This window comes from Solirubrobacter pauli, assembly GCF_003633755.1.
GTDB classification, from domain to species: domain Bacteria; phylum Actinomycetota; class Thermoleophilia; order Solirubrobacterales; family Solirubrobacteraceae; genus Solirubrobacter; species Solirubrobacter pauli.
Genome location: NZ_RBIL01000001.1, coordinates 909,586 through 921,839, shown reverse-complemented (window position 1 = coordinate 921,839; position 12,254 = coordinate 909,586). Strand labels below are relative to the sequence as shown.

General features: G+C 73.1%; 12 protein-coding genes. 3 read left to right on the top strand and 9 right to left on the bottom strand.

Annotation, left to right across the window (positions count from 1 at the left end; all coding sequences use genetic code 11):
- The first annotated feature begins 3 nt into the window (after positions 1–3).
- Entirely contained in the window at positions 4–915 is a 912-nt protein-coding gene (locus tag C8N24_RS04205) for an SDR family oxidoreductase (protein WP_121248305.1), read from the top strand.
- On the opposite strand, the gene C8N24_RS04200 is transcribed toward C8N24_RS04205, so the two are convergent.
- Together C8N24_RS04200 and C8N24_RS04195 are read right to left on the bottom strand one after the other, a co-directional pair.
- Positions 912–1,697 (bottom strand): mycofactocin-coupled SDR family oxidoreductase, encoded by a 786-nt coding sequence (locus C8N24_RS04200; protein WP_121248303.1) that lies wholly within the window; start codon positions 1,695–1,697, stop codon positions 912–914. The genes C8N24_RS04205 and C8N24_RS04200 overlap by 4 nt on opposite strands.
- Entirely contained in the window at positions 1,694–2,215 is a 522-nt protein-coding gene (locus tag C8N24_RS04195; RefSeq protein ID WP_147447635.1) for a carboxymuconolactone decarboxylase family protein, read from the bottom strand. The genes C8N24_RS04200 and C8N24_RS04195 overlap by 4 nt, the downstream gene beginning before the upstream one ends.
- 102 nt (positions 2,216–2,317) lie before the next feature.
- Between C8N24_RS04195 and C8N24_RS04190 the strand changes: the two genes are divergently transcribed.
- Together C8N24_RS04190 and C8N24_RS04185 are read left to right on the top strand one after the other, a co-directional pair.
- The gene (locus tag C8N24_RS04190; RefSeq protein WP_121248299.1) at positions 2,318–3,085 is read left to right on the top strand and encodes a CpsB/CapC family capsule biosynthesis tyrosine phosphatase; all 768 of its coding nucleotides are present in this window, start codon (positions 2,318–2,320) and stop codon (positions 3,083–3,085) included.
- A 78-nt stretch (positions 3,086–3,163) separates the two neighbouring features.
- Entirely contained in the window at positions 3,164–4,237 is a 1,074-nt protein-coding gene (locus C8N24_RS04185; RefSeq protein WP_121248298.1) for a PucR family transcriptional regulator, read from the top strand.
- A 7-nt stretch (positions 4,238–4,244) separates the two neighbouring features.
- Here the strand turns inward: C8N24_RS04185 and C8N24_RS04180 are convergent, their stop codons facing one another.
- Genes C8N24_RS04180 through C8N24_RS04150 form a run of 7 tightly spaced genes read right to left on the bottom strand, consistent with a single transcriptional unit; the run spans position 4,245 to position 12,218 of the window.
- Positions 4,245–4,661, bottom strand: a complete 417-nt coding sequence (locus C8N24_RS04180; protein WP_121248296.1) for a methyl-accepting chemotaxis domain-containing protein — start codon at positions 4,659–4,661, stop codon at positions 4,245–4,247.
- A gap of 45 nt (positions 4,662–4,706) precedes the next feature.
- Entirely contained in the window at positions 4,707–5,690 is a 984-nt protein-coding gene (locus C8N24_RS04175; protein WP_121248294.1) for an NAD-dependent epimerase/dehydratase family protein, read from the bottom strand.
- Positions 5,683–7,365 (bottom strand): ABC transporter ATP-binding protein, encoded by a 1,683-nt coding sequence (locus C8N24_RS04170; RefSeq protein WP_121248292.1) that lies wholly within the window; start codon positions 7,363–7,365, stop codon positions 5,683–5,685. Before C8N24_RS04170 ends, C8N24_RS04175 begins: the two co-directional genes overlap by 8 nt.
- Positions 7,362–8,429: a glycosyltransferase family protein gene (locus C8N24_RS04165; protein ID WP_121248290.1), complete on the bottom strand. Its 1,068-nt coding sequence runs from the start codon at positions 8,427–8,429 to the stop codon at positions 7,362–7,364. Before C8N24_RS04165 ends, C8N24_RS04170 begins: the two co-directional genes overlap by 4 nt.
- A complete protein-coding gene (locus C8N24_RS04160) occupies positions 8,426–9,415 on the bottom strand; it encodes a phosphotransferase family protein (RefSeq protein WP_121248288.1) in 990 nt (329 codons plus the stop codon). Before C8N24_RS04160 ends, C8N24_RS04165 begins: the two co-directional genes overlap by 4 nt.
- Positions 9,412–10,920 carry a heparinase II/III family protein gene (locus tag C8N24_RS04155; protein WP_121248286.1) on the bottom strand — a complete coding sequence of 503 codons (1,509 nt, stop codon included), beginning with the start codon at positions 10,918–10,920 and terminating at the stop codon, positions 9,412–9,414. The genes C8N24_RS04160 and C8N24_RS04155 overlap by 4 nt, the downstream gene beginning before the upstream one ends.
- Entirely contained in the window at positions 10,917–12,218 is a 1,302-nt protein-coding gene (locus C8N24_RS04150) for a glycosyltransferase family 4 protein (protein ID WP_121248284.1), read from the bottom strand. The genes C8N24_RS04155 and C8N24_RS04150 overlap by 4 nt, the downstream gene beginning before the upstream one ends.
- Positions 12,219–12,254 lie beyond the last annotated feature (36 nt).

Genomic DNA, 12,254 nt, shown 5'->3' with positions numbered 1-12,254 from the left:
CGAATGAACGTTTATAAACCCCTGGAGGGCCGGGTGGCGCTCGTCGCGGGCGCCACGCGCGGCGCCGGGCGCGGCATCGCGACCGAGCTCGGCGCGGCCGGCGCGACGGTGTACGTGACGGGCCGCACCACCCGCGAGCGGGTGTCGGAGTACGGCCGCACGCAGGAGACGATCGAAGGGACCGCGGAGCTCGTCACCGAGGCGGGCGGCACGGGCATCGCCGTGCCGACCGACCACCTCGAGCGCGAGCAGGTGGAGGCGCTCGTCGCCCGCATCCGCGCCGACCACGGCCGGCTCGACGTCCTCGTCAACGACGTCTGGGGTGGCGAGCACCTGTTCGAGTGGACCAGCCCGGTCTGGGAGCACGACCTCGCCAACGGCCTGCGCCTGCTCCGCCTCGGGATCGACACGCACCTGATCACCGCCCACTACGCGCTTCCGCTGCTCATCCAGGAGCCGGGCGGCCTGCACATCGAGGTCGGCGACGGCACCACCGAGTACAACGCCAAGACCTACCGCGAGTCGCCGTTCTACGACCTCGCGAAGGTGGCGATCAACCGGATGGGCTGGGCGCACGCGCAGGACCTGGCGAAGCACCAGGCCACGTCCGTGTCGCTCACGCCTGGCTGGCTGCGCAGCGAGATGATGCTCGAGCACTTCGGCGTGCGCGAGGACAACTGGCGCGACGCGCTCGCGAAGATCCCCGACTTCGCGATCTCGGAGACGCCGCGCTTCGTCGGCCGCGCGGTGGCGGCGCTCGCCGCCGACCCGGACAAGGCCCGGTTCAACGGCGAGTCGCTCTCCAGCGGCGGCCTCGCGCAGGTCTACGGCTTCACCGACGTCGACGGCTCCAGGCCGGACGCCTGGCGCTTCATCGAGGACGGCCGCCCCGCGAACGTCGCCGACTACCGCTAACGGGTCAGCAGCCCCGCGTCGAGCACGAACTGCGACCCGGTGACGAAGCGCGCCTTGTCGGACACGAGGAAGCGCACCGCCTCGGCCACGTCCTGCGCGTCGATCCACGGCACGGGCTGCAGGTTGCCCGCCGACGCCTCGGCGATCTCCTGCGGCGTCTTGCCCTCCATCGCCGCCAGGCCGTCGTTGAGCGGCGTGTCGACGCCCGTCGGGTGGATCGAGACGACGCGGATGCCGTGGGGCGCGAGCTCGATCGCCCACGACTTGGTGAGCCCGGTGAGCCCCCACTTGGAGGCCGCGTAGTGCGACAGCCGCCCCATGCCGCGCAGCCCCGCGATCGACGAGTTGTTGATGATCACGCCGCGCTTGTCCGCGATCATGTGCGGGATCACCTGCCGGGCGACGATCCACGCGCCCTTGAGGTTGATGTCGATCATCGCGTCCCACTCGGGCTCGGTCAGCTCGTGCGCCATGCCGTACGCGCAGATGCCCGCGTTGTTGAAGAGGACGTCGATGCGGCCGAAGCGGTCGATGGCCGCGGTCACGGCCGCGTCGACCGCCTCGAAGTCGCGCACGTCGGCGATCACCGGCAGGCACTCGCGCCCGCGGCCCTCGACCTCGGCGACGAGCGAGTCGAGCTCCTCGGTCGAGCCCATGCGGTACGCGGGGTACGTCAGCTGCGCCGCCACGTCGAGCGCGACGATGTCGTAGCCGTCCTCCGCGAGCGCGATCGCCGTCGCGCGGCCCTGGCCGTGGGCGGCGCCCGTGATGAACGCGATCACGCCGCGTACCGCTCGAGGTAGTCGTCGAGCTCGACGCCCATCGCGTCGTTGAAGACGTTGGTGGCGAGCATGATCGCCCCGAACGCGATCAGGGTCACGACCTGCGAGGACGTGAACCGCTCCGCGAGCCGCGCGTGCATCGCGTCGTCGACGGTGTGCGGGTCCTCGGCCAGCCGGCGGCCCAGGTCGACGATCAGCGCGTCGAGCTCGTCGAGCTGCAGGTTCGACGGGTCCTCGCCCGCGTCGATCAGCAGTCGCCGGAAGAACGTCGAGCAGATCAGGCAGTCGCTCTCGGTCGAGATCGCGTGGCAGAACAGCCACGTCCGCCGCTCGCCGAGCACGGGCGCGATCTGGTCGTGCAGCGGATACCACTGCAGCAGCGCGTCCAGCGCGACCGGCGAATGCGCGAGGGTCCACTTCATGTTCGTCATCCGCCCGCCCGTGGCAGCGTGCGCGGCGGCAAGCTCCACGGATTCGGGCGGCGCTGAGGTCTCGTCGACCGGGGAAATGCGGGCCATGGGGGCAATGATGCCGATCGCCCTTGGTTGCGTTAGCAAATGTTTTGAACAGGTGAAGTCGCACACGACCGCTGCTGACGGCCTGTTACCACCTATAGGGCCATGCCGTACGTCGATCTCCACTGCCACATCCTGCCGGGCCTCGACGATGGAGCGCGGACCCTTGAAGCGGCCGTCCGCTATGCACGTCTGCTGGACCAGGAGGACGTGCTGGACGTCGCGACGACCTCGCACATCAAGCGCTCGAACTTCCCGCACATCGACATCTCCGAGCTCGCCGGCCGCCGCGCCGAGCTGCAGGATGCCATTCACGCCGAAGGGCTGAACGTGACCTTGCATCCGGGCGGTGAGCTCGCGCACGAGGACGCGCTGGAGCTGGCCGACCGTGAGCTGCAGCTGATCGCCCAGGGCCCGTCGCACGCCCAGTGGCTGCTGCTCGAGTGCCCCTTCGCCGGCCTGCACGACGACTTCGACGCCGCCGTCGAGCGCCTCACCCGCCTCGGCTACGGCCTGCTGCTCGCCCACCCGGAACGGGTCCGCGGCCCGATCGACCGGCTCACGCCGCACACCGAGGCCGGCGCGCTGCTGCAGGTCAACGTCTCCAGCCTGCTCGGCGCCCACGGCCCCGCTCCGCAGGAGGTCGCCACCAAGCTCGTGATGAGCGGCCGCGCCTACTGCCTGGCCTCCGACACGCACCCCGGTACCCGCGAGGAGATCCTCCCGTACGGCTACGACGCGCTGCGCCGGCTCGGGGTCAGCGAGGTCCAGGCGTTCCGGCTCACGCAGTCCAACCCGCGCTTCCTGCTCCGCGAGGGCAACCCGCGCCTGGCGCTCCCGGAAACGGAAGAACGCGCCAACTCCACGCGCTGACGGAGTAAGTTCGGTCCCGCGTTGGACCGAGGGCTCCAGGAGATCGTCGATTCGCTCAGCCTGAGCCTGGGTCGTCCAGTGCTGATCGATGACGCCGAGCTGCGGCCGCTCGCGTACAGCACGCAGTTCGGCGAGCTGGACGCGGTGCGCACCGCGTCGATCCTCGGCCGGCTCGCTCCGGACGACGCCCGCGTGGCGCTGTTCGCCGAGGGCATCCGCACCGCCACGGGCCCGGTGCACATCCCCGCCCGGCCGGAGATCGGCATGCGCGCGCGGGTCTGCATCCCGCTCGTGGGCGCCGGCCGCCGGCTCGGGTACCTGTGGCTGTTCGAGGAGCCGGCCGTGAACGCGGACGAGCTCCGGCTCGCGCGGGCGGCCGCCGCGGAGGCCGCCGCGCTGGTCGGCCCGGACGCCGACGCGCAGCTCGTCCGCCGCCGTCACGAGCAGCAGCTCGTGACCGCGCTGCTGAGCAGCGACCTCACGCACGCCGAGCAGGCCGCGCACGACCTCGAAGCCGAGCACTACCTGCCACTGCGGCCGCTGCGGGTGTGGGTGGCGGCACCGGCGAGCCCGGCGGGGGAGGAGTGGAGCGCGGAGGCGCTGGACCGGCTGCGGGCGCGGCTGGCGGCCAAGCAGGCGCTGTGCGCCGAGCTCGAGCAGCGGCTCGTGTGCCTGGCGGGCGAGCGGGGGAGCGCCGCGGTGCTCGAGGCGCTCGGGGCGCTCGCGTCACCGCGGGCGCTGATCGGCCAGGGGGACGCGGTGGAGGCGCTGCGCGACGCGGGCACGTCCTACCGGCGTGCGCTGGCGGCGCTGCGGGTCGCGGCCCACGAGGAGAGCGGGACCGCGAGCTGGGACGGGCTGGGCGTGGAGCGCGTGGTGACGGCGCTGCCGGACGCGGCACTGGACGATCTGCCGGAGGGGCTCCGGCGGCTGCTGGCCGGGGACCAGTCGCTCGTGCGGACGCTCGAGGCCTATCTCGATCACGCGGGCGATGTGAAGCGCACCGCCGCGGCGTTGTCCCTTCACCGCGGCGGGCTGTACTACCGCCTGCGTCGGATCGAGGAAGTGGCCGGCGTGAACCTGCACGACGGCGAGGACCGGCTGTTGTGCCACCTCGCCTTGCGACTGGCCCGGCTCAAGCCTCCGGGCTAGCGGTCCGTCAGGCCGGCTGGAGGCGTGGCAGCAGCTCTGCCAGTTGGGCGCTGACCCGTCGCAGCGCTTCGGCAGAAGAGGAGACCTCGACGGGAGCGCCGCGGTCGGCGACCCCCTGCACGGCCTCGGTGACCGCGATCATGCACGACTCCATGCCCGCGACGGCGACGCCGGCCTCGGCCAGCTGGCCGAGGTCCTCGGTCGCGCTCTCGAGCTCGGTGACGAGCCAGACGATCTCGCCGGCGGAGACGCCGGCGCCGACCGCGAGGCGGCAGATCTGGTCGACGACGGTGGCGGTGTGGCCCTCGCGGTCGGCGCGAGCGGCCTCCATGGCGGCGTCGAGCGCGAGGCGGTTGCTCTGCTCGGCGAGGGCGACGATCGAGGCGACGAGGTGATCAGGGCGATTGGGCGTGAAGCGGGACATGGGGGACGTATCGGGACGTCCCCTCAAGCGAGTGTGGAGCGAACGTCAAGAAGCGCTCAAGCTCCGCATGCGCGGAAACGGGACCGCGCGCTCGCGCACCCAGTCCAGCTCAGCGGCGAGGCCGTCGCGGAGCGGGGTCGCGGGCGTCCAGCCCAGCTCGGCGCGGGCGCGGGCCGTGTCCGCGCCCGTGTCGGCGACGTCGCCTTCCTGGCGCTCGCCGTGGCGGACGTCGAGCGGGCGGCCGGCGAGCGCGGCGAGCGTCTCCAACGCCCGGTTGACGCTCACGCTGCCGCCACCGCCCAGGTTGTAGACCCGTCCGGGCGGCGTGTCCGCGAAGCCCGCCGCGAGGGTGGCGGCGACGATGTCGGCGACGTAGGTGAAGTCGCGCGACTGGCGGCCGTCGCCGAACACCTCGATCGGCCGGCCGCCGACGATCGCCTCGCAGAAGCGGCGGAACGCCATGTCGGGCCGCTGGCGCGGGCCGTAGACGGAGAAGAAGCGCAGGGCGACCGTGTTGACGTCCTGCTCCTCGCCGTAGAGGACGCACAGGTGCTCGGCGGCCAGCTTGGTCACGCCGTAGGGCGAGAGCGGCCGCGGTGTCGCGTCCTCCCGCGTGGGGAGCGTGAGCGCGTCGCCGTAGACGCTGCTCGACGAGGCGTACACGAACCGCTTGCCGTCGCCCGCGTCCGCCATCGCCTCCAGCAGGTGCTGGGTCGCGCCGACGTTGTGGTGCGTGTAGCGGTCGAAGCGCTTGCCCCAGCTCCCGCGCACGCCCGGCTCGCCGGCGAGGTGGAAGATCACGTCGCTCTGCTCGACGAGGCGGTGCGCGTCGAGGTCGACGAGGTCGCCGGTGAGCAGCTCGAACGCGTCGTGGTCGTTCGCGCCCGCCAGGTTCGCGCGCTTGTCCTCGGCGGCGTAGTTGTCGTTGAAGCAGTCCACGCCCAGGACGGCGTGGCCGTCCGCGAGCAGGGCGTCGACGAGGTGCGAGCCGATGAACCCCGCGGCTCCGGTGACGAGCGCTCTAGCCATGCGTCGTGGCCTCCGTGATCCGTCCGTGGTCGAGTTCGAGAATCTGGTCGGCGGTGCTCGCGAGCCGCGCCGAGTGGGTGATGAGGATGCACGTCCGTCCGCGCATCAGGCGGTCCAGGCCGTCCATCACCTGGTTCTCCGCGTCCTGGTCGAGCGCCGTGGTGGGCTCGTCGAGGATGATGATCGGCGGGTCGCGCAGCAGCGTGCGGGCGATGCCGAGCCGCTGGCGCTGACCGCCGGAGAGGCCCGTGCCCTGCGGGCCGAGCCGCGTGTCGTAGCCGTCGGGCAGGCGCTGGATGAAGTCGTGCGCGGCGGCGGCCTTGGCGGCGTCGACGACGGCTTCGTCGGGGGCGTCCGCCCCGTAGGCGATGTTCTCACGCACGGTGCCGGTGAACAGCACCGTGTCCTGGAGGACGACCGCGATCTGGTCGCGCAGCCAGGCCTGGGCGCAGTCGCGGGCGTCGCGGCCGTCGATCAGCACGCGTCCGGACGTCGGGTCGTAGAAGCGGGCGACGAGTGCGGCAAGCGTGGACTTGCCGGCTCCGGATGCGCCGGTGAGCGCGAGCCGCTGGCCGGCGTGGAGCTTGATCGACACGTCCTGCAACGCGGGACGCTCGTGCGCGTACCGGAAGCTGACGTCCTCCAGCTCGATCTCCCCGCGCGCCCGACCGCCGTGGTACGCGTGCGGGCGGTCCTCGATCACGTCGTCCTCGGTCAGGACCTCGGCGATCCGGTCGGCGCGGGCGAGCGCTGCGGTGAGCTTGGCCGCCTCGCGCGCGAACGAGCGCATGGGGGAGGACGCCTTGCGCGTGTAGGAGACGAAGATGATGAGGTCACCCACGCTCAGCTCGCCCTTGGCGACGCGGAACACGCCGACGACGGTCACGAGCGCGGTCGCCATGGCGCGGATCACGCCGACGGTGCCGTCGAAGCGGGCCTGGAGCCGGGCGACCTCGACGCCGACGCCCATGCGCTGCTCGGAGCGGGTGCGCACGCGGTCGGCCTCTTGCCGTTCGGCGCCGAACGCCTTCACGACGGTCATGGCGGAGAGCGCCTCGTTGGCGATGCTCGCGAGGTCGCCCTCGTGACGGCGCTGGCGGCGCGCGCGGTCGCGCACCTTGCGCCGGAAGACGAAGCTGATGATCACCAGCAGCGGCGCGGTGACGAGGCTCAGCAGCGCGAGGACGGGGTCGATGACCAGCAGCACGACCGTCATGCCGACCGCGAGCAGCGCGCTCTGGAGCATCTCGCCGAGCGTGTCGCTGAACAGCTCGCCCATGTCGTTGACGTCCTCGGTCACGCGCGTGAGGAGGTCGCCCTTGGGCGTGCGCTGGTGGTAGGCGAGGCTCAGCCGCTGCAGGTGGTCGTAGATCGCGACGCGCAGCTGATGCGCGATCCGCTCGCCGGCGCTCTGCAGCCACAGGCCCGTGAAGTACGTGGAGGCGGACTCGGCGACGGCGATCGCGAGGATCATCGCGCCGATCCCGAGCAGGAGCGTCAGGTCGGGCGTGAAGGGCGCCTCGCGGTCGGCGATCACGTGGTCGACGATCAGCGCGATCGGCCACGGCTTGGCCAGCTCGGCCAGGGCGAGCACGGCGGTGCCGGCGGAGGCGCCCGCGAGCGCGCGCCACTGGCGCAGCACGTAGGGGCGCAGGACCTTGGCGCCGTCGCTCACGCGATCAGCTCGTAGAGGAGGTCGCGGGTGGTCGCGGCGCCGTCGAGGTCGAGGCTCGCGGGGGCCGGCTCGAAGTCGTCGAGCAGCCGCGGCTCCACGTGGTCGGCGACCCGCACCAGGCCGAGGTCCTGCAGGCGTTGCGCGCGGCGCGTCTGCTCGTCCTCCTCGGGCGTCGCGTAGGGCACGACGAGCGCGGGGACCCGCGCGCGGACGACGTCCAGCGCGGTGTTGTACCCGCACTGGCTGATGCTCGCGGCGGCGCGCTTGAGCTCGGCGGCGAGGTCGGGGACGGAGCGGATGAGGTCGACGTTGCGGGGCGCCCGCCGGCGGAGCGCCTCGAAGTCCTCGTCCGGCATCAGCGGGCCGGCGATCGCCCGCATCGGCGTGCCGTTCAGGCGCTCGATCGCCTCCTCGAGCAGCGGCCGGCCGACGCGTCCGCCGCCGGCGCTGATGACCACGTGGTCTCCGCGCGCGGGCTCGTCCGCCTGCTCGCGGCCGGTGACGAAGCCCGTGTAGTGGACCGGGACGCTGAGCGGCGTCGGGGGCTTGAAGGTCTCCTCGAGGCGGGCGAAGCGCGGGTCGGCGTGGACGAGGATCGCGTCCAGGTGCGCGTCGGCGAGCTTGCGCGCGCGGTCGTCTCGCTGCGCGTCGCCGGAGACGAGGATGTCGCGCAGGCTGCAGGCCTTGAACGCGTCGTCGGCGGCGCCCAGCAGCGGCACGATCTCGCGCGTGAACTTCGCCCGGCCGAACGGGTACAGCTCGACGAGCACGACCTTCGGCCGGACGTCCCGGACGGTGTCGAGGATGCGGTGGAGGCGGACGTCCCACGCGCGTTCGGTCGTGTAGCGCGGGTCGGTGCTGCCGAAGCCGGCGGCGGACATGCCCAGCGGCGGCAGCGCGACGATCCGCACGCCGCGCGGCGGCGGGATGTCGCTCGGCAGCTGGCCGCCGGCGAGCAACGTCACGTCGAAGCGCTCGGCGAGCCGGTCGCACAGCGCATAGCTGCGCATCAGGTGCCCGAGGCCGACCGAGTGCTGGCAGTAGAACAGCAGCGCGGGTTTCACAGCAGCCTCGCCAGCCGGGGCAGCAGGTCCTGGCGCACACGGCTCACGGCGGGCAAAGCGACCCGCGCGAGCAGCGACGCGGCCGTGTACCAGCGCAGCGCCTCCGGGTCGATCGGCCCGTAGCCGTCCAGGAACGGCCGCGCGTCCGTGCGCGCGACGAGCAGGTTGGCGACCACCTGCCCGACGTCCGCCGCGGCCGGTCCTTCGCTCAGATGCTCGAGGTCGAGCAGCACGACGGTGCCGTCGTGCAGCTGCAGCGCGTTGCCGAGGTTCGCGTCCCCGTGGACCGTGACGAGCGGTCGCGCGGGCGGCTCGCCGAGCCGCTCCGCCAGCCTGCGCGCCGCGTCGCCGACGTCGGGCCGCGCCTGCGCGATGACCCGCGCGGCGGTGTGCAGCCGAGCGGGATCGAGCCGGTCGAACGAACTTAAACGTCCAGGACGTTTAAGTTCGTGGAGCGTCGCCAGGGCGTTGCCGAAGGCGTGGAGCGTCGGGCGGGTGCCGTGCAGGGCCTCGATCGTCAGGACGCCGTTCGCGTCGTCGAGGAGGCGCGGCACGCGGACGGCGTCCTGGTCCGCGAGGGCGCGCAGGCCGCGGCGTTCGCCGTCGCCGCGCTGGACCTTCGCGTACGCGGTGGCGGTGCGCGACGTCGCCGACTGCTCGGAGGCCCAGGCGACCAGCTCGCCCGGCAGCCGGGTGAGGGCGGGCAGCTTGCGGTCGTGCGGGAAGGGATAGAGCGCGGCGTCGACCTCGGGCGCGGGGACGCCGTCGCGGCGGCCGCTCCGGGCCGCCGCGAACGTCGTGGTGGTCCCCACTCGGTAGCGATAGACGACGCGCACGCTCTCGCCGACGCGGTACTTGACGTAGTGGCGCTCGCAGGCCTCGACCGGCACGCCGGCGTGCAGCCGCTGCGACAGCACGCCGGCCATCGTCTCCGGCCGGAGGAGCGCGTCACGGCGCGGCACGGCCGGGTCGGCGGCAAGCATCATGCGCGCGGCTCCAGGACGGTCACGAAGCGCGCGCTGCGACCGACGGCGACCGCGCTCACGACCTTCGCCGGGTGCTTGACGCCGTACGCGGGGCTCACCCAGCCGTCCTCGAGCGCGACCGAGCGGGCGCCCTCGATCGCGATCCGCGCGGTCGGCGTGACGACGCCGTTCGGGAACAGGCGCGCCGGACCGGGCGGAAGGTGCCAGCGCAGGTCGTAGCGATGGTCGCGCTCGCCCTCCAGCTCGTCCTCGATCACCCAGCGGCCGTCGACGAGCCTGATCCGCCGGCGATGGACGGCGTCGTAGCACGGGCTGCGCACCTCGCCGGCCAGCGTGTCCCCGTCGCGGCCGAGGAACGTGGCCTGCGCGCTCGGCAGCGAGGAGCGCGTGCGCGCGTACGGCGTCTGGTCGGCGCCGTCGACCGTCACGGTGTTGTGCGCGGGGGTGCCGCGGAACCAGTGGCGCAGGTTCGGCTCGCCCTCCGCGTACGTGTAGCGCCCGGGGTCGACCACGAGCGGCTCGCCGTTCGCCCACGCCTCGACGCTCAGCGCGTCGTAGTGGCCGTGGCCGCCGTCGCCGAGCGGGCCGCAGTCGAAGATCAGGTAGCGGTCGCGGGCGCGCTGGACGAAGTAGCCGCCGTCCGGGTAGTCGCCGGCGCGGCTCTCCAGCAGGTCCTCCCGCGCAAGCAGCCGCGCGGCGAGCCGCAGCAGCTCGGTGTAGTCGCCGGTGTCGCTGTCGCTGAGCGCGGGGATCGTGCCGTCGGGGCGGCGGCAGTCGCGGGCGAACTCGCAGGCGCGCGCCAGCCGCTCGTCGAAGCCGGGCGGCAACGCCACGCCGAAGCGGCGGCAGTTCTCCCGCGCGCCGACGAAGCTGCGCAGCGCGATGCAGTGGTAGTGCGTCGAGCGCTCCCGGTGGACGCCGTCGGGGAGGAAGTCGGTCAGCAGGTTCTCGTGCAGCTCGGCGAGCGGTGGCTCGAGCCCGAGGTCCGGCAGCGCGAGCGCCGCGATCAGCAGCGCGTACAGCTCCAGCGTGCGGTGGTTGCGCTCGGGCGAGAGCGTCGCGCGCACGTGGCGGGCCTGCTGGCCGAGGTGCTCGTGCACCGCGTGGGCGACGCACTCGTCGACCTCGGGCAGCCGCTGCCATGCGTAGATCCAGTTCAGGATCCGGCGCGCGGTCACCTCGCTGTCGTCGTGGTCGGGCGGGACCTGCAGCACGTAGCCGGCGACGAGCCGCTCCCACGTCTTCAGGTACCGCGGGTCACCGGTCGATCGGAACGCGTCCGCGAGGTCGAGCCCGTAATAGAACTTGACCCAGTCGATCCGCCACTCCTCGTCCTCGGGCAGGTCGGCGTGCAACCAGTCGGGCTCGAGGCCGAGCACGCGGGTCTCACCGGCGAAGGTGAAGCGGCCGGCCGTGACCGCGTCGGCGAGCGCGCGGTCGCGGTGCTCGTGCTCGGTGACGCAGTGGACCGGGCGCGGGCGAGCGGTGCGGGCGACGATGATCACCGCGCGATCGCCTCCTGGAACAACGCCGCGAGGTCTTGCGCGAGCCGCTCGCCGTCGAAGCGGGCCTGGACGGTCGCGCGGCCGTTCTCGGTCAGGCGGCGCGCGAGCGGCTTGTCCTCGTGAAGCCGGATGAGCGCCTCTGCAAGCGCCTCCGGGTCGTCGGGCTCGACGAGCAGCCCGTTGACCTCGTCCTCGACCAGCTCCGGGATGCCGGACACGTTCGTGGCGACCACCGGCGCGCCCGCGGCCATCGCCTCCACGAGCACGTTCGGGATGCCGTCGCGGTCGTTGGCCAGCAGCCGGCTCGGCATGCACAGCGCGCCCGCCCGGCGGTACTCGTCCAGCAGGTCCGCGGGCCCGACCGGCCCGGGCAGGGCGACCGGCACGCCGCGCGCCGCGATGTGCGCGCGCAGGCGCTCGCCGTCCTTGTCGTCCTGGCCGACGATCAGCGCCTCGAACGGCACCCCGCGCTCGCGCAGCACCGCGCAGGCGTCGACGAGCGTGTCGAACCCCTTCTTGGCCACGAGCCGGCCGACGCCCAGCACGCGCAGCGTCCCGTTCGTCTCAGGGCGCGGCCGGTCGGCGCGCAGGAGCGTGGTGAAGTCGGCGGACAGGCCGTGATAGACGAGGTGGACGTTCGCGCGCGGCGCGATCCGGCGCAGATGCCGCACGTTCGCCTCCGTGCACGTGACGACGAACCGCGCCGCGTTCAGCTTGCGCCGCAGCCAGCCCTTCGGGTTCAGCTCGGGCGCGTAGATGTCCCGCGCGTGGCCCGTGAAGGAGAACGGCAGCCCCGCGATGCACGCCGCGAGCCACGTGATCGTCGTCGTCCCGTGCGCGAAGTGCGCGTGCAGGTGCCGCACGTCCGGCTCCTGCAGCAGCCGGTCCGCGAGCGTGATCGCCTGGATCAGCTCCTTCACGTAGATCTTGCGCGGGCCGGAGACGCGGCTGCGCCGATCGCGGAAGGCCTGGGCGAACGCGGTCCGCGCCGCCCGCGCGACGCCGAGCGGCCGCCGCCGCGCGCACCGCCGCAGCGCCGGCGCGAACGCCCGCAGGTCCCGCCACCGCCACAAGTGCATCGGCTTCGTCAGCCCGACCGGGTCCGGCAGGTACTCCGGCCGCGCGACGATCGCGTCCAGCACCGGATGGTCGTGCCCCTGCTCGCGCGCCTCGACCGGCTTGATCACGAACAGCTTCAGCGGCACGCCCGCCTGCTCCACCCGGTGGATCTCGGACGCGATGAACGTCTCCGAGACCCGCGGGAACCCCATCAGGATGTAGGCGACCGACCCGTTCACACTCCGGTGACAACCGCCATGCGCTCGGCGTCACGC

Bases quoted from the DNA above. Each gene is read 5' to 3' on its own strand.
- C8N24_RS04160 (WP_121248288.1), bottom strand. From the start codon at position 9,415: ATGATGCTTGCCGCCGACCCGGCCGTGCCGCGCCGTGACGCGCTCCTC.
- C8N24_RS04190 (WP_121248299.1), top strand. From the start codon at position 2,318: ATGCCGTACGTCGATCTCCACTGCCACATCCTGCCGGGCCTCGACGAT.
- C8N24_RS04175 (WP_121248294.1), bottom strand. From the start codon at position 5,690: ATGGCTAGAGCGCTCGTCACCGGAGCCGCGGGGTTCATCGGCTCGCAC.
- C8N24_RS04195 (WP_147447635.1), bottom strand. From the start codon at position 2,215: ATGGCCCGCATTTCCCCGGTCGACGAGACCTCAGCGCCGCCCGAATCC.
- C8N24_RS04205 (WP_121248305.1), top strand. From the start codon at position 4: ATGAACGTTTATAAACCCCTGGAGGGCCGGGTGGCGCTCGTCGCGGGC.
- C8N24_RS04180 (WP_121248296.1), bottom strand. From the start codon at position 4,661: ATGTCCCGCTTCACGCCCAATCGCCCTGATCACCTCGTCGCCTCGATC.